We start from the raw sequence: 20,419 nt of genomic DNA, 5'->3' as shown, positions 1-20,419 counted from the left end.
GCTCATCCTCCGGCGCCCCGTAGGGAGCGGTTGATCACCTGGTTGGCGGCACGCTGGAAACCACTGACGACGGCCTCGAGCGCGAGCTGGCGGAGTTGGACGATGGTGGACTGGAACGACGCAACTTCTTCTGGCGTGTGGTGACTTCGTGCCCGGTAGGGGCCGACCACGTGCTGCGCGAAGATCTCGGTCAGCTCCTCGGCGAGCGCCTCGGTGTGGCGCCTGACCGCGAGACCCGCGGCAGTGATCCCTTCGATGCCGACGTCGAGGGACAGCAGCTTCACGTAGACGTCGAACCCGGGCTGGAGCTCGAACTGGTCGTCGACGTGGTCGACCAGACCGACGGCTGCCAGCACGTCGAGCGTCTGCTCGTCGAGCGCTCGACCTGCCCGATGCTCGAGCTCGGCGCGACTCACGACCTCGGGAGGCTGCGGCGACCAGGTGGTGAGTGCGAGCGCACGTACGGCGACCTCGTCCGCGTCCCCACCGGCGGGGATCCGCGCGAGGTAGTCCTCGATCGCGGTGAGGCTCAGGCCGTGCTCCTGGAGCGCGCGGACCAGATTGAGGCGCGCGAGGTGCAGGTCGGCGTAGTAGGCCTGTCGTCCCCGGCGCTCGGGAGGCGGGATCAGGCCGAGGCCGGCGTAGTAGCGCACCGTGCGGACGGACATGCCCGCCGCTGCGGCCAGCTCGTCAACGGTCAGCCGTGCGCCCACGTTGGTTCCCCGATCTCGTCACCCAGCATTGTGACAGTGATACTGTAACAGTTGATTGACGGCACAACTGTCACCGTCAGCACTGCACCCTAACGTCAGGAGCCCTTTCCATGCGCGAGCTCTTCCTTCCCGAGCACGAGGACTTCCGCGACTCCGTGCGGACCTTCTTCGCCAAGGAGGTCGTCCCCAACAACGAGGAGTGGGAGCGCAACGGCATCGTTCCGCGCGAGTTGTGGCTGAAGGCCGGCGCTGCGGGCCTGCTCTGCTTCGACGTCCCCGAGGAGTACGGCGGCCCCGGGATCGACGACTTCCGCTTCAACGTGGTGCTGTCCGAGGAGCAGACCCGGGCCGGCGCGAGCGGACCCGGCTTCTCCGTGCACACCGACATCATCGTTCCGTACCTGATCTCCCTCGGCACCGAAGCGCAGAAGCGGCGCTGGCTCCCCGGCTGCGTCACCGGCGAGACCATCACGGCGATCGCCATGACCGAGCCCGGCGCGGGCTCCGACCTGCAGGGCATCCGCACCAACGCCGTCGACCATGGCGACCACTACCTGCTCAACGGGTCCAAGACCTTCATCAGCAACGGCATCAACGCCGACCTGGTGATCGTCGTGGCACGCACCAACCCGGAAGCCGGCCACCAGGGCATCAGCCTGCTCGTCGTCGAGCGCGGCATGGAGGGCTTCGAGCGCGGCCGCAACCTCGACAAGATCGGCATGCACGCCCAGGACACCGCCGAGCTGAGCTTCACCGACGTCCGGGTCCCCAAGGAGAACCTGCTCGGCGCGGAGGGCAGCGGCTTCATCTCACTGATGATGAACCTGCCCCAGGAACGACTCATCATCGCCGCCCAGGCCGCCGCGGCCTGCGAGAGCGTCGTGGAGATGTGCCTCGACTATGCCAAAACCCGTGAGGCCTTCGGCAAGCCGATCGGCAAGTTCCAGCACAACCGGTTCCTGATCGCGGAGATGGCGACCGAAGCGAAGATCACCCGCGTGTTCGTCGACGAGTGCATCAAGAAGCACGTCGCCGGCACACTCGACGCCGTCGAGGCATCGCAGGCGAAGTACTGGGCGACCGAGCTCCAGAACAAGATGGTCAACCAGGGCGTCCAGCTCCACGGCGGCTACGGCTACATGATGGAGTACCCGATCGCCCGTGCCTATCTCGACAGCCGGATCTCGACGATCTACGGCGGCACCACAGAGATCCAGAAGGAAATCATCGGAAGGAGCCTGGGGCTCTGATGGACTTCAACCTGCCCGAGACCGCGCTCGCCGTCCAGGACGGTGTGCGAGCCGTGGCCGCCAGGTACGACAACGCCTACTGGTCCGAGTGCGAGGAAGCCCACCGCTTCCCGATCGAGGTCTTCAACGACCTCGGCAAGGGCGGCTGGTTCGGGCTCAACATCCCCGAGGAGTACGGCGGCGGCGGACAGGGCCTGCTCGAGGTGGCGATCGCCAACGAGGCGCTGTGCGCGTCGGGCGGCGGTGCTGGCACGTTCTTCTACGTGACGACCCCCGGCTTCGGTGCGACCACCCTCGTGCGCCACGGCACGGATGAACAGAAAGCCGAGATCCTGCCCGGCATCGCCTCGGGTGACGTCCAGTTCTGCTTCGCGCTCACCGAGCCCGACGCCGGCAGCAACGCCCTCGAGATCAAGACGTCGGCCCGACGCGACGGCGACGACTTCGTGATCAAGGGCCAGAAGGTCTGGATCTCCAACGTCGAGAACGCCGACTGGATGGTCGCGGTGACCCGGACCATTCCGGCCACCGACGCGAAGCCACGCACCAACGGGTTCACGCTCTTCTTGATCGACGTGAAGGAAGCGCTCGCCGCCGGCACGCTGACCTACACGCCGATCCCCAAGATGGGCAGCAACATCCTGTTCTCCAGCCAGGTGTATTTCGACGACGTGCGGGTACCGGCGCGCAACGTGATCGGCGAGGTCGACTCCGGGTTCATGGTCCTGTGGGACGTGCTGAACCCGGAGCGGATCCTGGCTGCCGCGGGTGGCGTCGGCGCCGCGGACGCCGCACTGGCGTACGCCGCGAAGTACGCCTGCGAGCGTGAGGTCTTCGGACGTCCGATCGGGGCCAACCAGGGCATTCAGTTCCCGCTGGCCCAGATCAAGGCGAAGACCGAGCTCGGCCGACTGATGGCCTACAAGGCAGCCTGGCTCTTCGACCAGGGCCTGCCCTGCGGCAACGAGGCCAACGTGGCCAAGCTGACGGGAGCACAGGTGGCGTGGGAAGCCGCGGACCAGGCGTTCCAGACGCTGGGCGGGATGGCGTACTCCAAGGAGTTCCCGGTGGAGCGCTGGCTGCGCGATGCCCGGATCGGGAAGAACATCCCGGTCGCCGAGCAGTTGGTGCTCGCCCACATCGGTACGTCGATGCTCGGGCTGCCGAAGTCCTACTGACGCACGGCGACCGCGGGCGAGTCGTCTAGGCTCGCCCGCGTGTCGGTGAGTCGTTCGTATCGCGGGGTCACCGCCGACGAGCGACGGAGCCGTCGCCGGGCGGCACTACTCGAGGCCGCCCTCGACCTGCTGGGGAGCGACGAGGGCGACCTCGGCGTGCGCTCCGTCTGCGCGCAGGCGCGGCTGACGCAGCGCTACTTCTACGAGAGCTTCGCGAGCCTCGACGAGCTCCAGGTGGCCCTGTTCACCGAGATCGCCGACGAAGTGGCACGGCAAGGAGCGGCAGCGGTGCGCGGCAGCGCACCGGCAGACCTGTTCGACGCCTGCCGCACCGCCTTCGAGGGCGCCTACTCGGTGTTCCAGCAGGACCCGCGCAAGGCACGCGCGGCAATGATCGTGTCCGCCAACGCTGAAGGCCTGACGAGAGCCCGCCGCACCGTGGTGACCTCCTATGCCGACGCAATGCGGGCCTTCCTGGGCCCGGCGCTCGGACAGGGCGCGGACTCGCCACGAGGCCGGGTCACCCTCCTGTACGCCGTTGGGGGTGCGCTGGAGGTGACCCAGGGCGTCCTGAGCGGCGAGGTGGAGATGACCCACGCCGAGCTCTGCGACACGGTGGGGCACCTCCTGGCGTCCTCGGTGCAGCAGCTGATCGAGCAGCCCTCCTGACCCACGGGCCGGGCCAGGATCAGGTCAGGGACCGACCCCGACGGATCCGCAGCCGGACCTCGGCGAGCTGCAGTTGGATCGGCAGCATCCGCACCCAGCGAGGGAGCAACCGTGAACCGAACCGCACGACCGTCACGAACCTGTCGAACCTCTTCTGGTCGGCCGCGGTCCAGGTCAGACCCAACGCCTCACGGAACTCCGGGGGGAGGAAGCCGACCGTCGCGAACCGGTTCATCGCGCGGTTGCCCGGTCGCATCCAGCGCGGGACCATCTGCAGGTCCACGATGGCCAGCAGATGCTGCCGCACGGGCTCGTCGTACCGGACGCGCCGGAGGCCCTCGGCCCAGTACACCTCGAATGCCTCCCGGTCGGCGGGCCACATGACGAGGGGCACCTGGAGCGAGGTGCCGAGCCGACTGCAGTAGACGTAGAGCGCCTCGGCATCCGCCTCGGTCATCGGCCCCAGGAACGCCAGGCGCATGTCCCGGAAGCCAATGTAGAGGCAGGCCGCGACCCACAACTGGAGGGCGGGGTCGAAGGCGTTGTACTTCACCGGGCTGTCCGGGCCGGACCGCACGGGAACATGCGAGCGGTTGACGGCCTCCCGGTACGTCGCGCGGTCGGCCTCCGTGCCGAAGAGTGCGACGACGAGGTAGCTGATCGTGGTTCGCAGCCGCTTCCACGGATGCAACATCACGTTGCCGCTGTCCACCTTGCTCTCGACGACGCCGTACCCCACCTCGCGCCAACCGAGCTGCATGATCACGTTGGCGGCCGACCCCAGAAGGCCTGCCGGCCCGGCGATGTGGTCGCGGATGTCGAACGGGCGAGCCTGTGTCATGGCGCCATCTTGCGTGTTCTCTCCGTGGGCCGCACACCTCGCCCGGCATTCGGACATCAGCCGTTGTCAGTTTCGCTGGATCCGGGTACTTTGCCGAAGTGGCCACTGACAACCGCGCACGACCGGTCCAGATCCATCAGTCCGTCGCCGATCCCGAGTCGGGCGAGGAGGCGGCGCCGTTCATCCGTGCCAGCCAGAAGGCGCTGCGAGCCGAGGAGCTCAGGCTGCTCCGGCGCAAGCTCGACGGCGTGGTCGTCTTCACGTCGGGCACGGCGAACGTCGTCCTCCAGTTGTCGTGGCCCGAGGTCGGTTACGGCGTCGTGGAGAGCCGGGTCGAGAGCGGTCAGGTGACCCGCCACCCCCTCAAGCGGTTCCGGACCACCATCGGTTACATCGGCGTCGCCCTCCTGGGCAACCACGAGTTGCGCCTCGCCTACCGGCAGGCCATCAACGGCCAGCACCGCCAGGTCCGTTCGACCCCCGACAGCCCGGTCAAGTACAACGCGTTCAACCGGGAACTGCAGCTCTGGGTCGCCAGCTGCATCCACTACGGACTCGTGGATGCCATCACGCGGATGCACGGCCCGCCAACCAGACATGAGGAGGTGGTCCTGCTCCGCGCGAGTGCCCGACTCGGCACCACCCTCCAGGTCCCTGCCGACATGTGGCACCGCACTCCGGAGGAGTTCTGGGCCTACTGGGAAGAGGGCCTGGAGCGCGCCGAGATCGACGAGCGGGTCGGCGACTACCTGCGCGGCCTGCTTCGCGCGGATCTTCTCCCGGCTCCATTCGGCCGCATCGCCGCGATGCTCGAGTGGCTGAACACCGGATTCCTACCCGAGCCGATCCGCAAGCAACTCGACCTCACGTGGACCGACAGGGACGAACGGCACCACGCAAAGTTGATGCACATCCTCGGGGCGCTCTCACGTCCGCTGCCGCACACGCTCCGGTCGTTCCCCACCAACGCCATGATGTGGGACCTCGAGCTCCGCCGCCGACTCGGGCGACCGATGGTCTGATGGAGGTCCGCAACCGAGCCCTCAGAGTGGCTCGATCGAGTCGACGAGCCACCTGCCATCGGTGCGTTCGAGACCGACGAGCACCCGGTTCTGGCTCACGGTCAACGGCTGTTCCTTGTTCTTCATGGTCGTCGAGTCGACCAGCACCTGGTCGACGTACACCAGGGAAACCGCGTGGTCGTCGTCCTCGGCGCGGACCAGCCCGCCGCCCCGCACGAGCGTGCGGGTCACCGCCTTGTTCTCCAGCGCACTCGGTCGCGCGGTGGCCTCGAAAACCTCACTGAACTCGGCGGCGAAGTCGTCGGTCATGAGCTCCGTGGCATCAGCGAGAACCTCGTCCAGCGTTCGGTAGTCGTAGGACAGTGACTTCTGCGCCGCGAGGACCGCAGCCTGTACGGCGTCCTCGGCGACTTCATCGGGAAGCGAACCCGGGCGGTAGACACCGTCGGCATCGACCTCGGGACGCACGGAGGCCGGTTCCGGCCTGGTGGCGAGGTAGATGGTGAAGGCACCGGCGACGACCACCAGGGCGACCAGTGCGGCCATCAACTTGCGTCGTGTCATTGGTCAGCCCACCTGGTTGATTGCGGAGACGAGCCATGCACCGTTCACCCGCGACAACTCGACCCGGGCGCGATAGCGCTGGTCGTCGGAGCCCTGGGATCGCGATGCGGTCGTGACGTTGACCGCCACCAGGACCTCGGCACGCTCCTCATCGAGGAACTCGATGGCCGCGCCGTCCTCGGGGACGCTCGCGGTGACGACGACCTCCTTCTCCTTCAGCTGTGCGACCACCTGGTCCCGGCGGGCCTCATAGCTCTTCTGGAAGTCGGCAGTCGACAGCGCCAGCATGGTGTCGTTGCTCCGGTCCGGGTCGCGGTGGTCCAGGCTGAAGAAGGACTCGGCGTGCTCGCGGGCCACCTCGACGACACCCTGGTCCAGGTCGGTCTGTCGGTCCTGCCAGAGGTACGCCGACGTACCGAGCAACGCGATCAGCAAGGTGACCAGCAACGCGATCACCAGGTTCACCGGCTCTCGCCAGGCACGGACCCTCGAAGCGGTCGGCTCGACCTCGTCGTCCGTCTCGATCTCGTCGATGGCCATCATCGAATCACTCCTCTCCTGCGAGCGGCTGGACGAGCAACCACGCCAGCCCCTCGCGTCCGGCCGGCGGCGGGCCGGCGGTCAGGTTCGTCAGGCGGTAGGACCCGTCGGGCGTTGCGAGGACGCCACTGGTCGGGTTGAGCAGGGCAGTCCCCGGACGATTGAGACCGTCGCCGGCGCGCTGGTGTGCGTTCTGTGCACCACGCACGTTGGGGCTGAACGGGTCCGTCGGAGAAGCACGACAGCCGGCGTCCGGGTTCGGCTCGCTGTCCATGCCCTGGCGCGCTCCCCCGCCCAGCTTCGTTCCGTCCGGCAGGTAGCGCTGCGTTCCCCCGTAGCCCTTCGTGCAGGTCTGGTACGGAGGCGAGCCCGGAAGCTCGGGCAGCTGGAGCGCAAGGTAGGCCGCGTAGATGGGGTCGCCGTTCTCGTCGTAGTGGCACGTGCTCTCGACGGCGACACCGGTGCGCTCGTCGTACTCGTCGCAGTACCGGACTCCGTTGGCTCCGATCTCCAGTACCCAGGGGAAGACGGCGAGTGTCTTGCGGAGTGCAGGGACCCGGTCCGAGGCGACCGCGGTGATCGTGAGCAGGTTGTTGAGGAGCAGCGGGATCGCGTCCTGGTTGGCGCTGAGCAGGTTCGTCACCTCGGTGCCGGCGGTGATCCCGTTGGCGAAGACCTGCTCGAAGGTCGGGTCGAGGTCGCGGAGCCGGTCGGTGAGTCCGGCCAGTTCCTGCAGGTAGACCGTGGTCTCGGGTCCGACCTCGACCTGGGTGTCGAGCACGGTCCGGGCATTGTCGATCAGGCTGATCAGGCTCTCGACGTTGTCGAGGCTGGCTTCGGTGATCGTCTGGGAGCTGTCGATGAGCCGGCCGAGATCAGGCCCCACGCCGTTGACGGCGAGCGCCAGCTCGTCCAGTGTCGTGGCCAGGTCGCGGAGCGGGATCGACTCGGCGAGGCCGGCGACGTTCGTGAGCAGCTCCGCGAAGTCGGGCGGCGCTGTCGTCCGATCCAACGAGATGGTGTCGCCGTCGGCGAGCATCGGTCCGTCCTCGGAGCGCGGCGTCAGCGCGACGTAGGGTTCGCCGATCGCGGACTTGCTGCTGATCGTCGCGTCGACGTCGGTCGAGATCCTGACGTCCTGGTCGATCGCGACCACCACGGTGGTCGCGCTGTCCGGCCCCGGACGGACCTCGACGACCTTGCCGACGCGGGTTCCGAGCAGATCGACGTCGGCTCTCGGATGGATCCCGCCGGGCGCGGTGAACTGCACCTCGACCTGGTACGGCGGGCGCACGATGGAGCCGAAGTCGAACAACGTGATCGCCCCGTAGACCAGGGCGGACACCGTGACGACCACGAACGCGAACAACTGCGCCTTGGTGAGGTTCGACATCATCGGGCCCCACCGCCCAGCGGGAGGAGCGAGGCCAGGCCGGGAAGCAGGGTCTGGCCGAGCAGGTTGCCGAGCAGGCCGTCGAGCAGCGGTGGCGTCGATGCGTCTCCCGCCAGTGCCGGCGGGGGCGATCCGGGCTCCGTTCCCCTCGGGACGAGCAGCGGGGCCAGCGACTCCAGGTCGAGGGTGATGCTGGCGTACATGCCGGCGTAGTCGCCCTTCGCCGTCGCGAGGAACGTGTTGGGGAACGGGAAACTCACGAACCTCTCGAGCGACAGTGCGAGCTCGTCCCCCACGGTCGAGAGCTGCCTGAGAACCGGCTCCAGGTGTTCGAGGTCCGCCACCGTGTTGGCCTTGCTGCGCTCGATGAGCGGTACCGCGACCCGGGAGAGGCGGTCGAGGGCTTTGAGGGTCCGTGTCAGTTGGGGTCGTTGCCGATCCAGCACGGCGAGCCCGTCCGGGACCGAGTCGAGCGCCGCGGCCAGCACCGTGCGCTGATCAGCCAGGCGGCCGGCCAACCGGTCGATCGCGTCCAGGGATGCCGTGATGTCGCTGCGACGACCGTTGAGGCGGCCGACGAGGACCCTCAACTGGCGGGTCGTCTCGGCGAAGTCGGACCCCTCGAGGGCGGTGCTCAGCTCCTGACTGATCGTCTGGACCGTGCCCAGGCTGCCGCCGTTGAGGAGCTGTGACAGCGCGCCCAGCACCATCTCGGCATTGGGGTCCACCCGCGTCGACGACTGGGGTACGACGGCGCCGGCGCGCAGGGCTCCGTGCCCCTCCTCCCCCGTGGGCGGGTCGAGGGACACGAATCGTTCGCCGAGCAGGCTGGTCTCGCGCAGGGTCGCAACGGTGTTGGCCGGCAACGTGACGGTGTCGCGGATGACGCACACCACCTCGGCGCGCAAATCCTCGTCGAGCTCGACGGACTCGACGCTGCCGACAATCGTGTCGTTGGTCCGGCAGGTCTCCTTCGGTACCAGGTTCGTCGCGTCGGTGAAGATCATCGACACCCGATAGGTGTCGTCCCCACTGACCGCACCCGGCAGCGGCAGGTCGTTGGCTCCGGAGAAGCCACACCCTCCGAGCAGGAGGGTCCCGACGGCGAGGCCACCCAGGGAACGCCGGATCGAGTTCCTCATCGAGCACCCCCCAGCAGCCCGGCGAGCGAGTCGCCTCCGGGAACTGCCGCGACGGGCGTCGTACCGCGTTCGAGGATGGCCATCAACAGACTGCCGATGTTGCCGCCCGCAGAATTGAGCGCCTGACAGAGCCCCACGAGCTGGGCGGCCTGTCCGGTCGGGAGGCTTGCGCACAGGGCCCCAAAGGTGTGGGCCAGCTGGACGTCGAGGTCGTTGAACAAGGCACCGCGCAGCGACGCCGACCCCGTGCGGCCGTCCGCCACGGTGAGCTCGGGGTGCGTGGGGTCCCAGTTGACCGGTTCGTAGATGTTCAGCAGGTTCACCAGACCGACCGGTGCCAGGTCGATGATCTCGGCGAGGTCCGCCTGCCGTCCGGCCAGCACGGTCGTCACGTCCTGCAGTCCGGCGATGGTGGTGGTGAGGTCCTCGCGGTGGGTGCGGGTGAACCTGCCCACCGTCTTGAGCGCGCGGGCCAGGTCCTTCGATGCTGCTGCGATGTCGTCGCGCTGGCCGTTGAGCTGGGTGCTCACCAGCGCCAGGTTCCGCACCAGCGCGGCGACCTGTTCGTCGTTCCCTGCAAGCGTGCCGGCGAGCTTGTCGGCGTTGGTCACCGTCGACTGGATGTCGCCCTGGCCGGCGGCGAGGGTGGACAGGGCACTGGCCAGATCGCGGATGGTGGCGTTGACCAGGCGACCGTTGCCGTCGAGGGCCGTGGACGACGCCCGGATGAGCCGCGAGAGGGCGCCGTCCTTGTTGGCTCCCTTCGGCCCGAGGGCGCCGGTGAGCTCGTTGAGCCCCCGGTAGACGTCGTCGAGCTCGAGCGGTACGGCGGTACGCGTGCGGTCGAGCTGCGCGTCGTCGGCCAGCACGGCCTCTCCCCTGTTCCAAACCGGCGCGAGCTGCACGAAGCGGTCGCCGACGATCGACGGGGGAACGACGAGCGCGTGCACGTCGTCAGGCAGCTTCACCTCCGCGTCATAGGAGATCGCGACCTCGACCTCGGTCCCGCGGACCGCGATGGCATCGACGGTGCCGACCCTGACGCCCAGCACCTTGACCTGCGCACCCTCGTAGAGACTGGTCGTGCTGGGGAAGATGGCGGTCAGGTGCCTCTTCTCGTCGCCGTCCCCCGTCGACACGAACGCGACGACGGCAGCGACAGCGGCGAGCACCAGCAATGCCCCCGTGCGGCGGTTGCGGTGGGTCATCATGGCGCTCCGTCCTCGGACTTCTCACCCGTAGCAGGTCCCAGCGGCAGGCAGGGAGTCGTGCTCCCGTTGATCGCCTGGTTGGTCTGGCTGAGCGCCGCACCCAGCAGTCGGCCGAGGGGGCTGGTGTCGTTGTTGCAGACCGCGAACCCGCGCGGCACCTTGATGCTCGCGTCGAACCAGTGCCCACTGCCGCCGACGTTCGTGAACTCTCGGGCGTAGACCGCGGTCCACTTGAGGGTCTCGTCCAGCTCGTCACGGTTCTTCCGCAACACAGCGAGCACCTTGTTGAGGTCCTTCAACGCCGGCCCCAAGGCCGCCTCGTTGTCGGCCACGAGCCCCCGCAGCTGGCGGGCCAGGCTCGACGTGCCGTCGATGATCTTCGCTATCTCAACCCGGCGCCGGGACAGGACACCGAGCACGCTGTTCGAGGCGCGCAGCAGCTGCCCGATCTCCTCGTCGCGCGAGGCCACGACCCCGGTGACCAGATCCGCACGGGCGAAGAGCGTCCGCAGCTCCTCGTCCCGACTGGAGATGACCCGCGAGAGTCGCGAGAGACCCGTCAGTGTCCCGGTCAGCTCCGGCGCCGTCTCCTCCAGGACCGCCGAGATGGCGTCGAAGGCATCGGCCACCTGGTCGCTGTCTATCTCCTGGGTCTTCTCGGTGAGCTCCTGGAACACCGGCACGATGTCGAGCGGGGTGGTCGTGCGGGCGAGGGGGATCACGTCGCCGTCAGCCAGGGGACGGGAGCCGGCCGGGTCGAGACTGAGGTGGTGCTGCCCGAGAAGGGTCTTGATCTCGATCGCTGCGGTGGTCCGGTCTCCCAGCTCGACGCCGTCGACCTGGAACTCGACCTCGACGTGCGACTCGACGAGGGTGATCGCGGTGACCGCCCCCACCTTGATCCCGGCTACACGCACCTCCTCGCCCTTCACCAGCCCTGAGGCATCGGCGAACTCCGCGCGGTAGGTCGCGCCTCCGCCCACCAGTGGCAGGCGCTGGAAGTTCATCGCCAGAGCCATCAGGACCACGATCGCGGTCAGCCCCAGGACGGCGACGATCACCGGGTTCTGTTCGGTTGCGGGTTTCATCGGACGTCTCCTCCCGCACAGGCGGTGTCACGCTCGTTGGCGACGATGCTCGGGGTGCGCAACGACGTCGTACCGCCCAGGAGCTGCAGCTGGATGTCGAGACCACACACGTAGAAGTTGAAGAACGAGCCGTACGACCCGGTCCGGGCCTGGGTCCGCATCGTCCGCGGCAGGCGCTTGAGCGAGGCATCCAGGTCGCCGCGATCCGCGGCCAGCTGCTCGGCGATCGAGCCCAGCGCACGGACGTCGGCCCGCAGCGGTCCGCGGACGTCCTTGATGAACCCGGAGGTCGCGTCCAGCAGACCGGCCAGGTCGGGGAGGCTGGCCTCGATCTCGGCCTTGTCCGACGCCAGGCCCTGCATCAGGTTGCGGAACTGGACGATCAGCCCCGTGAGCTTCTTGTCGCGGAGTGCGACGGTCTCGAGCACGACGTTGAGGTTGTCGACGACGCTGCCGATCACCTTCTCCTTGTTCGCGATCGTGGTCGTGAGCTGGGCGGTGTCCCTCATCAGGGAACCCAGGTTCGCCGACTCTCCCTGGAAGGCGCGGACCAGCTCGAACGACAGCTTGTTGACGTCGGCGGGCTCGAGTGCCCGGAAGAGCGGCTGGAACCCGTTGAAGAGCTGGGTGAGGTTGAGAGCGGGTGTGGTCTGCTCGACCGGGAAGGTCTCCCCCGCGCCCATCTGAGGACGACGACCCGGCTCCTCGATGACGGCGAGGTAACGCTGCCCGACGATGTTCTCGTAGCGCAGCTGCAGCTTCGCGTCTGGGTAGATCGGGACGGAATCCTCGACAGAGAACGTGACCTTCGCCAGCGAACGGCCGTCATCGACGACCAGTTCGAGCGACTCGACTCGCCCCACCGCCACCCCGGAGAGCCGAACCCGGTCACCGGCGTAGACGCCCGTGGCATCGGTGAACAGCGCGGTGTAGGACCGGGACGGCACGAACGAGATGTTGCCGATCAGAGTGGCCAGCAGCCCGATCACCAGCACGGTGACGGCGGTGAAGACCGTGACCTTGTAGAACGAGGAGGGGATCCGGCTGCGGGTGGTCGCACTCATCGGACGTCCACCTGTCCGCCGTGCAGCAGCGGCGCCATCAACAACGGCACGTAGCCCGGCACTTCGTCCTGCGGCAGCCGCAGCGACTGCGCCGCCAGCATCCTGGCGAGGGCGTCCCGCGCCTCCTGGACGGCGGGGTCGGGGCCGCCCTCGTCGGTGAGTGCGGCCGGTGCCGGCGGCACGACGGCCGGGCCTGGCTGGCTGAACAGCTCTACTGGTTCCAGTCCGTCCAGCCGGTTCGGGAGGTCCGGGCAGTGCGGTTTCCACGAGGGCACGTAACGGTGCAGGTTGCCCACATGTGCGTCACTTCCCGGATTGCCTGGAAGGTCCTCGGGATATCGGTAGGGCTCCCGCTTGGTGACGAGGTCGACGCGCAGGTTGACGAACGGGCCGCGGGCACCTGTGGTGTGGGTTCCGAGGTCACCGATCACGTGCAGCGCCTGCAACGTGCAGGGCAGCGCAGCGGAGTAGGCGTCCAGCAGCGCGAGCACTGGCCGCGCACGTCCGGAAAGCGTCACGAGGCGCTCGGTGTTCTCCCGCAGGACCGCGGTGCCGATCGTCGCCGTGCCGATGACCGTGTCGAGGAACTCGGCGAACTCCTTCTCCCTGGGGATCAGCAGGTCGCGGCTGATCGTCGTCACGTTGTCCAGAACACGCAGCAGTTCCGGGGCGCTGTCGGCATAGCGATCAGCCGTCGCCGCGAGCTGGACGAGATCGTGGGTGAGCGTGTCGAGACTCGGGTTCACGCGGCTGAGGAGTTGCTCGAGCTGCACCGCACTCACAGCCAGGTCGTCACCCCTGCCCTGGAGCGCCTCGGCGAGCGAGCCGAGAACGAGCGACACCTTCTCGGGGGCGAGGGTGCGCAGGATCGGCACCAGCCGCCCGAAGAGCTCGCCGAGCTCAACGGACGTACGGGACTGGATGATCCGGTCGCCCTCGGCAATCCGAGCGGCACTCGCGTCGGACGGCACCACGAGGTCGACGTACTTCTCCCCGAACAGGGTCTTCGGGACGATCCGGGCATCGACGTTGGCGGGAATCAGGTCGATGGTCTCCGGGTCGAGGGCGAGCTCCACGACCGCGTTGTCGCCGTCGCTGGTGATGCTGCGCACCTCGCCAACCCGGGCACCTTGCAGCTTGACGTCAGAGAGTGGGTTCAGCTCGAGCCCGGCACTCTGCGTCGTCAGCTCGACCGCGACGCTGCCCTGCCAGGGCATGGCCTTGCGATAGATCAGGATGCTGCTCAGGACGAGCAAGCCGATCACCACGAGATAGCCGACGCCCAGGAGCGGTTTGACGTGTCTGCGCATGGTCACCCCGCTATCCGGACCGTCGTGGTGGACCCCCACAAGGCCAGGCTCAGGAAGAAGTCGGCGATCACGATCATCACCAGCGACATGCGAACGGCGCGTCCGACGGCCGTGCCGACGCCCGCCGGCCCGCCCGAAGCCGAGTAGCCGTAGTAGCAGCAGACCAGCGTCAGGATCACCGCGAAGACGAGCACCTTGCCGAAGGAGTAGAGGACGTCGATGGGCGGCAGGAACAACGTGAAGTAGTGGTCGTACGTGCCACCGGTCAGTCCGTAGTAGTGGATCGACACCGCCTGGGTCGCCGCGTACGTGCCGATCAGCCCGATCAGGTAGAGCGGGATGACGGCAATGAACGCCGCCACGACGCGGGTGCTGACCAGGTAGGGCACCGACGGAATGGCCATCACCTCGACGGCGTCGATCTCCTCACTGATCCGCATCGCACCGAGCTGGGCGGTGAACCCGGCTCCGACGGTCGCCACCAGCGCGTTCGACGCGATGAGCGGCGCCACTTCACGGGTGTTGAAGTACGCAGAGAGGAAGCCGACGTACGGCTCGATGCCGACCTGGCGAAGGCCCTGGTAGCCGACCAGACCCACCACGCTGCCGACCGCCAGCACCTCGAAGATCATGATCCCGAAGGTCCCGGCCACCAGGACCAGTGCTCCGCGACCGAACGCCACTTCGGCCAGCAGCCGCATGACCTCCTTGCGGTAGTGGACCAGGGCGTACGGAACCGACTTGAGGCTTCGGCCGTAGAACGTCACCTGGTCGCCGAGCTCGGAGAGGCCGCTGTACGTCGAGCGCCCTGAACGCTTCGCTTGCTCGATCAGTTGGTTGGCCATCACAGCCCCTTCGGAGGAACGAGCTGGAAGTAGACGAGGGTCAGGACGGTGTTCGCGACGAAGAGCAGCACGAAGGCGATCACCACGGACTGGTTGACGGCGTTGCCGACCCCTTGAGGGCCGCCCTTGGCGCGCATGCCCTGGTGGCACGCGACGATGCCAGCGAGAGCACCGAAGATGAACGCCTTGATCTCGCCGATCCACAGGTCGGGCAGCTGCGCCAGCGCGGTGAAGGCCTGCAGATAGGCACCGGGTGAGCCGCCCTGTACCAGGACGTTGAAGCCGTACCCGCCGGCCGTGCCGACGGCGGTGGCGATCCCGTTCAGCAGGGTCGCCACGAAGGCCATCGCCAGCACGCGGGGGACGACGAGCCGCTGGATGGGCGAGATGCCCAGCACCTCGAGCGCGTCCAGCTCCTCGCGGATCTTGCGTGAGCCGAGGTCTGCGGCGACGGCGGTCCCGGCGGCACCAGCGATGATCACGACGGTGGCGATCGGTGCCGCCTGCTGGACGATGCCGGTGACCGCAACCGCACCGGTGAAGGACTTGGCGCCGAGTTGGTTGAACAAGGACCCGATCTGCATCGAGAGGACCGCTCCGAAGGGGATCGTGATCGCGCAGGTCGGAAGCAGCGACACCCGGGTGACGAACCAGGCCTGGTCGAAGAACTCCCGCACCTGGAAGGGCCGGTCGAACATGGCGCGCAGAACCTGGAGTGTGAAGGCGAAGAACTCCCCCACCGGAACCAGCGGACGCCCCAGCGTCCCTGCCATCGCGATGGGTCGTATTGCTGCCATGGTTACCCCTTCGCGCCGGCCGGTCAGCGACCGGCGAGCAGTCCCTTGGCGACGTGGGTGACCTGGATCTCGTTGCTGCCGGCGTAGATCATCAGCGACTTCGCGTCCCGGGCCAGCTGCTCGACGCGGTACTCGGCCATGTAGCCGTTGCCACCGAAGAGCTGGACCGCCTCCATCGCGACCTCGCACGCCGCCTCGGACGAGTAGAGCTTCATCGCGGACGCCTCGGTGAGGGTCGGCGTCTTGCCTGCCCGGACGTGCTCGAGTGCGGAGAACACCATGTTCTGCACGTTGATCCGCGCGACCTCCATCTTCGCCAGCTTCAGCTGAATCAGCTGGAGATCACCGATCGGCTTGCCCCACAGCTCGCGAGATCGCGCATAGTCGACGGACAACCGCTGGCACTCGTTGATGATGCCCAGCGAGAGGATCGCGACGCCCATCCGCTCGTGCGCGAAGCTCGACTTGACGCTTTCGCGATTGTCGCTGCCGCCCTCCGAGGGAATGCCACCGAGCAACCGCTCGGGGCCGAGCCGGACGTTGTCGAAGAAGAGCTCGCCCGTCGGGGACGACATCATCCCCATCTTCTTGAATGCCTTGCCCTGGTGGAGACCCTCCATGCCCTTGTCGAGCACGAAGCTCAGCACCGGTCGGGAGCGCTTGTCGTCAGCGCCTTCTTCGAGCTTGGCGTAGACCACGATCACGTCCGCGTCGGGACCGTTCGTGATGAACGTCTTCTGCCCGTTGAGGATGTAGTCGTCGCCGTCTCGGCGGACGTAGGTCTTCATGCCGCCGAGGGCGTCCGAACCGGAGTCCGGCTCGGTGATCGCCCAGGCGCCGACATCCTCGAACGTGACGAGCTTGGGGAGCCAGCGCTCCTTCTGCTCCAGGGTGCCCTTGCTCGCGATCGTCGCCACGGTGAGCCCGAGCGAGACCCCGATCGACGCCACCGTGCCGAGCGTGACGCCGGCGAGCTCGCTGATGACGATGGCAGCCATCGACTCGACGCCCTCGAGGCCGCCTCCATCGGACTTCGCCGCGGCCGGCCGCTCCTCGCCGGCGGCCTTGCTCCGCTCTTTGGCGAGCATCGTGGCCACGGCATCGCTGGCCATCGCGTCGACACCGAAGGCCGCGAACAGCTTGCGGATCACGTCGTACGGCGGCAGCTGACCGGTCTCGAGCTGGTCAATGTGCGGCCGGACCTCCTTGTCGATGAAGTCCCGCACAGCCTCGCGGATCGCGAGATCCGTCTCGGACCAGGCGATCACCTCGTCACGCCCACTCGTCGAGGCGACCGCGCACGGCGTCGATCGTCCACGGGTCGTCGGTCTCGGTCGTCTTGGTGACTGTCCAGCCGGCGAGTTCCTGGATGCTGCCACCCTGCACGGCGTAGACCTGCCCCGTCTGCGGGCAGTCCGCAGCGGCGAGGTAGGCGACCAGCGGCGAAATGTTGGCCGGGTGGAACGGGTCCACCACGCCCTCCTCGATGGTCGAGCGCATGATGTCGCCGAAGCCGGGCGTGGCCTCGGTGAGCCGGGTGCGCGCCACCGGTGCGATCGCGTTGACCCGGACGCCATACCGGGCCAGCTCCTCGGCAGCGACCAGGGTCAGCGCCGCGATGGCGGCCTTGGCTGCGCCGTAGTTGGCCTGACCAGCGTTCGGGAGCGTGATGCCCGATCCGGAGGCGGTGTTGATCACCGACGCCAGCGGCTGCCGGCCGCCCTTGCTCTCGGCCTTCCAGTACTCGGCGGCGTGACGCAGCACCGAGAAGTGCCCCTTCAGGTGCACCTGGACGACCGAGTCCCACTGGACCTCCTCCATCGTCGGGATGAACCCGTCGCGCAGGATGCCGGCGTTGTTGACGACGACGTCGAGTCGACCGAACTCCGCGACCGCCTGGTCGATGAGGCCCTTGGCGCCGTCCCAGCTCGCCACGTTGTCGGTGTTGGCGACGGCCTTGCCGCCGGCGGCCTCGATCTCGTCGACGACCTGCTGGGCCGGACCGGTGTCCGCGCCACCGCCCTCGTTGCTGCCGCCGAGGTCGTTGACCACGACGAAGGCACCTTCGCGGGCGAACAGCAGCGCGTGCTCGCGGCCGATGCCGCGGCCTGCTCCTGTGATGACGGCAACGCGTCCATCCAGTGATCCCATGGTTCTACTCCTTGTTGTCGAACTCGGCGAGGCCGTCAGTGAGAACGACGTCGTCGCCGACGCTGGTTTCGAAGGCGTACGACGTGACGCCGTCCGCCGTGCCCGTCTCCCACATGCGCGTCGTCAGGTCGTCGCCGGGGCGGACCATCTTCGAGAAGCGCACCGCGAGCCGACGCAGTCGTGTGGTGTCGGACTCACCGACCTCGCTGAGCACGGCCCACGAGGCGAATGCCATCGTGCACAGGCCGTGGGCGATGATCCCCGGAAGGCCGCTGTCGAGGGCCACCTGCTCGTCGAGGTGGATCGGCATCGGGTCGCCGGACGCCGGTGAGTAGCGGAACGTCTGGTCGTCGTCGACGTGCCCACCAATGGCTCCGGCGGGCTCCTTGTCGCGCAGAGCCGCGTCGAACTTGTGGGCGGGCGTGAGGTCACCGACCGCTTCCCCGGCATCGATGCCACGGAAGAAGACGGTCGCGAACTGCTCGTTGACGAGCTCGCCGCCCTCGTTGCGGCACTCCAGGTGGATCGCGGCGCGGGTCCCGTTGGGCAATCCCTCGTAGCCAGTCATCCGGGCGCGGGACACCAACACGTCGCCCGGCCGGATCGGCCGGTGGAAGTGGAAGTCCTGCTCGCCGTGCACCGCGAGCCCGAAGTAGCGGGTCGGGACCACGTCCAGCACCGGCGCGAGCATCGACTCGAAGACCGGGACGATCGCGAAGACCGGGCTGGCGACCTCGCCTGCACGGTGAGCCGGGATCGGATCGTTGGTGGCCTCGGCGTACGCCGCGATCCGCTCGGCTGTGACCTCGAAAGTCTCAGGATCAGTCCAGACGCCGAGGCCGGCGTCATCGAACTCGACGCTGTCACTCATGTCAGGCCGCCGCCGCGACGAGCTTCTCGAGGCTGTCGGACAGGTTCTGGTTGGCGTCCTTCTCGACGGCCTTGCCGAGCGCACCGACGATGAGCGAACCCTGGAACTCGGCGTCGATCGAGACCTTGGTGCTCTCGCCGTTCGGCTCGAGCGTGAAGACGAAGCTGCTCGTCACACCGGCCATGCCAGTGCCGTTGATCGCCAGTTCGCGGCCGGCATCGACCTTCGTGACGGTCCACTCCAGCTTGTTGGCCATGCCGAGCATCACGACCTTCTCGACGAGCTTGGCGCCCTCGGCGAGGGTGGCCGGCGGCTCCTCCAGCCAGCCCGCGTGAATGGTCAGCCATGCTTCCCACGTCTGCGGGTCAGAGATGGTGGCCCAGAGCTTGTCCGAGGCGACGGGCAGGTCCTGCGTGACAGTGATGTGTCCCATGAGAATGCTCCCTGTTGGTTTCGGTGGTTGAGGTGCGAACGAAGCTTCTGCTCGGTGGTTGAGGTGCGAGCGAAGCTTCTGCTCGGTGGTTGAGGTGCGAGCGAAGCGAGCCTCGAAACCTCAGCGGTTGGCACGCTGGTAGATGGAGACCACAGCGGTACCGCCGAGGCCGATGTTGTGCTGGAGAGCGGCGGTGACGTTGTCGACCTGGCGCTTGTCCGCGGTCCCGCGCAGCTGCCAGGTGAGCTCGGCGCACTGCGCCAGCCCGGTGGCGCCGAGCGGGTGCCCCTTCGAGATCAGGCCACCGGACGGGTTCACGACCCAGCGACCGCCGTACGTCGTGTCGTCGTTGTCGAGGAGCTTTCCGGCTTCACCCTCGCCGCACAGGCCGAGCGCTTCGTAGAGAAGCAGCTCGTTGGCCGAGAAACAGTCGTGCAGCTCGATGACCTGGATGTCATCGGCGCCGAGGCCGGCCTGCTCGTAGGCCTGCTTGGCGGCCTGGACGTTCATGTCGTAACCGATGATGTTCTTCGCCGTGCCGTCGAACGTCGAAGCGAAGTCGGTGGTGAGCGCCTGCCCCACGATCTCGACCGCCTGGTCGGCCAGGCCGTGCTTGTCGACGTACTCCTCCGAGGCGAGCACCGCAGCGCCTGACCCGTCCGAGGTGGGCGAGCACTGCAGCTTCGTCAGCGGCTCGTAGATCATCGGCGCGTCCATGATCTCTTGCAGGCTGTACTCCTGCTGGAACTGCGCGTACGGGTTGTTCACCGAGTGCTTGTGGTTCTTGTGACCGATCTTGGCGAAGTGTTCCAGCGTGGTGCCGTAGGCCTCCATGTGCTCACGGCCGGCCGCGCCGAACATCCACGGCGCCGGCGGGAACCGCACCTCGGAGATCTCGGCCAGGGCCTGCATGTGGTTGGCCATCGGCTGCTCGCGGTCCTCGAACGTCGTGCCCAGCGAGCCGGGCTGCATCTTCTCGAAGCCCAGCGCGAGCGTCAGGTCCGACTGCCCGTAGCGGATCGCCTGGGCAGCCAAGTAGAGCGCGCTCGAGCCGGTCGAGCAGTTGCTGTTGACGTTGAAGATCGGGATCCCGGTGAGGCCGAGCTCGTACGCCGCACGGTGGCCGGCCGTTGACTCGCCGTAGACGTAACCGACGAAGGCCTGCTCGATCTGGTCGTAGTCGACGCCCGCGTCCTCGAGGGCGCGAGTCCCGGACTCCTTCGCCATCTGGGGGTAGTCCCACCCCTCGCGTCGACCGGGCTTCTCGAACTTGGTCATGCCGACGCCGATGACGAAGACCCGGCCGCTCGTTGTTCTGCTCATGTCGACAACGTTAG

The 20,419-nt window shown here is 67.7% G+C and carries 21 protein-coding genes; 4 read left to right on the top strand and 17 right to left on the bottom strand.

The window, feature by feature from the left end; translation table 11 throughout:
* Nucleotides 1-2 precede the first annotated feature (2 nt).
* Nucleotides 3-713, bottom strand: coding sequence for a MerR family transcriptional regulator (locus HRC28_RS14655; protein ID WP_182376233.1), 711 nt, complete (start codon nucleotides 711-713; stop codon nucleotides 3-5).
* A gap of 110 nt (nucleotides 714-823) precedes the next feature.
* Between HRC28_RS14655 and HRC28_RS14650 the strand changes: the two genes are divergently transcribed.
* Genes HRC28_RS14650 through HRC28_RS14640 form a run of 3 tightly spaced genes read left to right on the top strand, consistent with a single transcriptional unit; the run spans nucleotide 824 to nucleotide 3,810 of the window.
* Nucleotides 824-1,963: an acyl-CoA dehydrogenase family protein gene (locus HRC28_RS14650; protein ID WP_182376232.1), complete on the top strand. Its 1,140-nt coding sequence runs from the start codon at nucleotides 824-826 to the stop codon at nucleotides 1,961-1,963.
* Complete coding sequence (locus tag HRC28_RS14645) at nucleotides 1,963-3,141, top strand: acyl-CoA dehydrogenase family protein (protein ID WP_182376231.1); 1,179 nt, start codon at nucleotides 1,963-1,965, stop codon at nucleotides 3,139-3,141. The genes HRC28_RS14650 and HRC28_RS14645 overlap by 1 nt, the downstream gene beginning before the upstream one ends.
* 39 nt (nucleotides 3,142-3,180) lie before the next feature.
* A complete protein-coding gene (locus HRC28_RS14640) occupies nucleotides 3,181-3,810 on the top strand; it encodes a hypothetical protein (protein ID WP_182376230.1) in 630 nt (209 codons plus the stop codon).
* 19 nt (nucleotides 3,811-3,829) lie between these two features.
* Here HRC28_RS14640 and HRC28_RS14635 read toward each other — a convergent pair whose 3' ends face one another.
* The gene (locus HRC28_RS14635) at nucleotides 3,830-4,651 is read right to left on the bottom strand and encodes an oxygenase MpaB family protein (RefSeq protein ID WP_182376229.1); all 822 of its coding nucleotides are present in this window, start codon (nucleotides 4,649-4,651) and stop codon (nucleotides 3,830-3,832) included.
* Between the two features lie 98 nt (nucleotides 4,652-4,749).
* Between HRC28_RS14635 and HRC28_RS14630 the strand changes: the two genes are divergently transcribed.
* A complete protein-coding gene (locus tag HRC28_RS14630; RefSeq protein ID WP_182376228.1) occupies nucleotides 4,750-5,673 on the top strand; it encodes an oxygenase MpaB family protein in 924 nt (307 codons plus the stop codon).
* A 21-nt stretch (nucleotides 5,674-5,694) separates the two neighbouring features.
* Here HRC28_RS14630 and HRC28_RS14625 read toward each other — a convergent pair whose 3' ends face one another.
* From HRC28_RS14625 to HRC28_RS14555, 15 genes are all read right to left on the bottom strand, one after another.
* Nucleotides 5,695-6,237, bottom strand: coding sequence for a hypothetical protein (locus HRC28_RS14625; protein WP_182376227.1), 543 nt, complete (start codon nucleotides 6,235-6,237; stop codon nucleotides 5,695-5,697).
* A gap of 3 nt (nucleotides 6,238-6,240) precedes the next feature.
* Nucleotides 6,241-6,780: a hypothetical protein gene (locus tag HRC28_RS14620; protein ID WP_182376226.1), complete on the bottom strand. Its 540-nt coding sequence runs from the start codon at nucleotides 6,778-6,780 to the stop codon at nucleotides 6,241-6,243.
* 4 nt (nucleotides 6,781-6,784) lie between these two features.
* Nucleotides 6,785-8,173, bottom strand: a complete 1,389-nt coding sequence (locus HRC28_RS14615) for an MlaD family protein (RefSeq protein WP_182376225.1) — start codon at nucleotides 8,171-8,173, stop codon at nucleotides 6,785-6,787.
* Nucleotides 8,170-9,312 (bottom strand): MCE family protein, encoded by a 1,143-nt coding sequence (locus HRC28_RS14610; RefSeq protein WP_182376224.1) that lies wholly within the window; start codon nucleotides 9,310-9,312, stop codon nucleotides 8,170-8,172. The genes HRC28_RS14615 and HRC28_RS14610 overlap by 4 nt, the downstream gene beginning before the upstream one ends.
* Nucleotides 9,309-10,523, bottom strand: coding sequence for an MCE family protein (locus HRC28_RS14605; RefSeq protein ID WP_182376223.1), 1,215 nt, complete (start codon nucleotides 10,521-10,523; stop codon nucleotides 9,309-9,311). Before HRC28_RS14605 ends, HRC28_RS14610 begins: the two co-directional genes overlap by 4 nt.
* Complete coding sequence (locus HRC28_RS14600; RefSeq protein ID WP_182376222.1) at nucleotides 10,520-11,611, bottom strand: MlaD family protein; 1,092 nt, start codon at nucleotides 11,609-11,611, stop codon at nucleotides 10,520-10,522. Before HRC28_RS14600 ends, HRC28_RS14605 begins: the two co-directional genes overlap by 4 nt.
* Nucleotides 11,608-12,675 (bottom strand): MCE family protein, encoded by a 1,068-nt coding sequence (locus HRC28_RS14595; RefSeq protein WP_182376221.1) that lies wholly within the window; start codon nucleotides 12,673-12,675, stop codon nucleotides 11,608-11,610. Before HRC28_RS14595 ends, HRC28_RS14600 begins: the two co-directional genes overlap by 4 nt.
* Complete coding sequence (locus tag HRC28_RS14590) at nucleotides 12,672-13,985, bottom strand: MCE family protein (protein ID WP_182376220.1); 1,314 nt, start codon at nucleotides 13,983-13,985, stop codon at nucleotides 12,672-12,674. Before HRC28_RS14590 ends, HRC28_RS14595 begins: the two co-directional genes overlap by 4 nt.
* 2 nt (nucleotides 13,986-13,987) lie before the next feature.
* On the bottom strand, nucleotides 13,988-14,830 hold the full coding sequence (locus HRC28_RS14585) for an ABC transporter permease (protein WP_182376219.1): 843 nt from the start codon (nucleotides 14,828-14,830) through the stop codon (nucleotides 13,988-13,990).
* The gene (locus HRC28_RS14580; RefSeq protein WP_202033421.1) at nucleotides 14,830-15,603 is read right to left on the bottom strand and encodes an ABC transporter permease; all 774 of its coding nucleotides are present in this window, start codon (nucleotides 15,601-15,603) and stop codon (nucleotides 14,830-14,832) included. Before HRC28_RS14580 ends, HRC28_RS14585 begins: the two co-directional genes overlap by 1 nt.
* Nucleotides 15,604-15,650: 47 nt before the next feature.
* Nucleotides 15,651-16,895, bottom strand: a complete 1,245-nt coding sequence (locus HRC28_RS14575; protein ID WP_182376217.1) for an acyl-CoA dehydrogenase family protein — start codon at nucleotides 16,893-16,895, stop codon at nucleotides 15,651-15,653.
* 4 nt (nucleotides 16,896-16,899) lie between these two features.
* Nucleotides 16,900-17,778 (bottom strand): SDR family oxidoreductase, encoded by an 879-nt coding sequence (locus tag HRC28_RS14570; protein WP_182376216.1) that lies wholly within the window; start codon nucleotides 17,776-17,778, stop codon nucleotides 16,900-16,902.
* A gap of 4 nt (nucleotides 17,779-17,782) precedes the next feature.
* The gene (locus HRC28_RS14565) at nucleotides 17,783-18,649 is read right to left on the bottom strand and encodes a MaoC/PaaZ C-terminal domain-containing protein (protein ID WP_182376215.1); all 867 of its coding nucleotides are present in this window, start codon (nucleotides 18,647-18,649) and stop codon (nucleotides 17,783-17,785) included.
* 1 nt (nucleotide 18,650) lies between these two features.
* Complete coding sequence (locus tag HRC28_RS14560; RefSeq protein WP_182376214.1) at nucleotides 18,651-19,082, bottom strand: SRPBCC family protein; 432 nt, start codon at nucleotides 19,080-19,082, stop codon at nucleotides 18,651-18,653.
* 120 nt (nucleotides 19,083-19,202) lie between these two features.
* Nucleotides 19,203-20,405: a lipid-transfer protein gene (locus HRC28_RS14555; RefSeq protein WP_182376213.1), complete on the bottom strand. Its 1,203-nt coding sequence runs from the start codon at nucleotides 20,403-20,405 to the stop codon at nucleotides 19,203-19,205.
* Between the last annotated feature and the right edge of the window lie 14 nt (nucleotides 20,406-20,419).

The sequence above is a fragment of the Nocardioides sp. WS12 genome, assembly GCF_014108865.1.
In the GTDB taxonomy this organism is placed as follows: domain Bacteria; phylum Actinomycetota; class Actinomycetes; order Propionibacteriales; family Nocardioidaceae; genus Nocardioides.
This window is presented reverse-complemented; position numbering and strand designations above follow the sequence as displayed.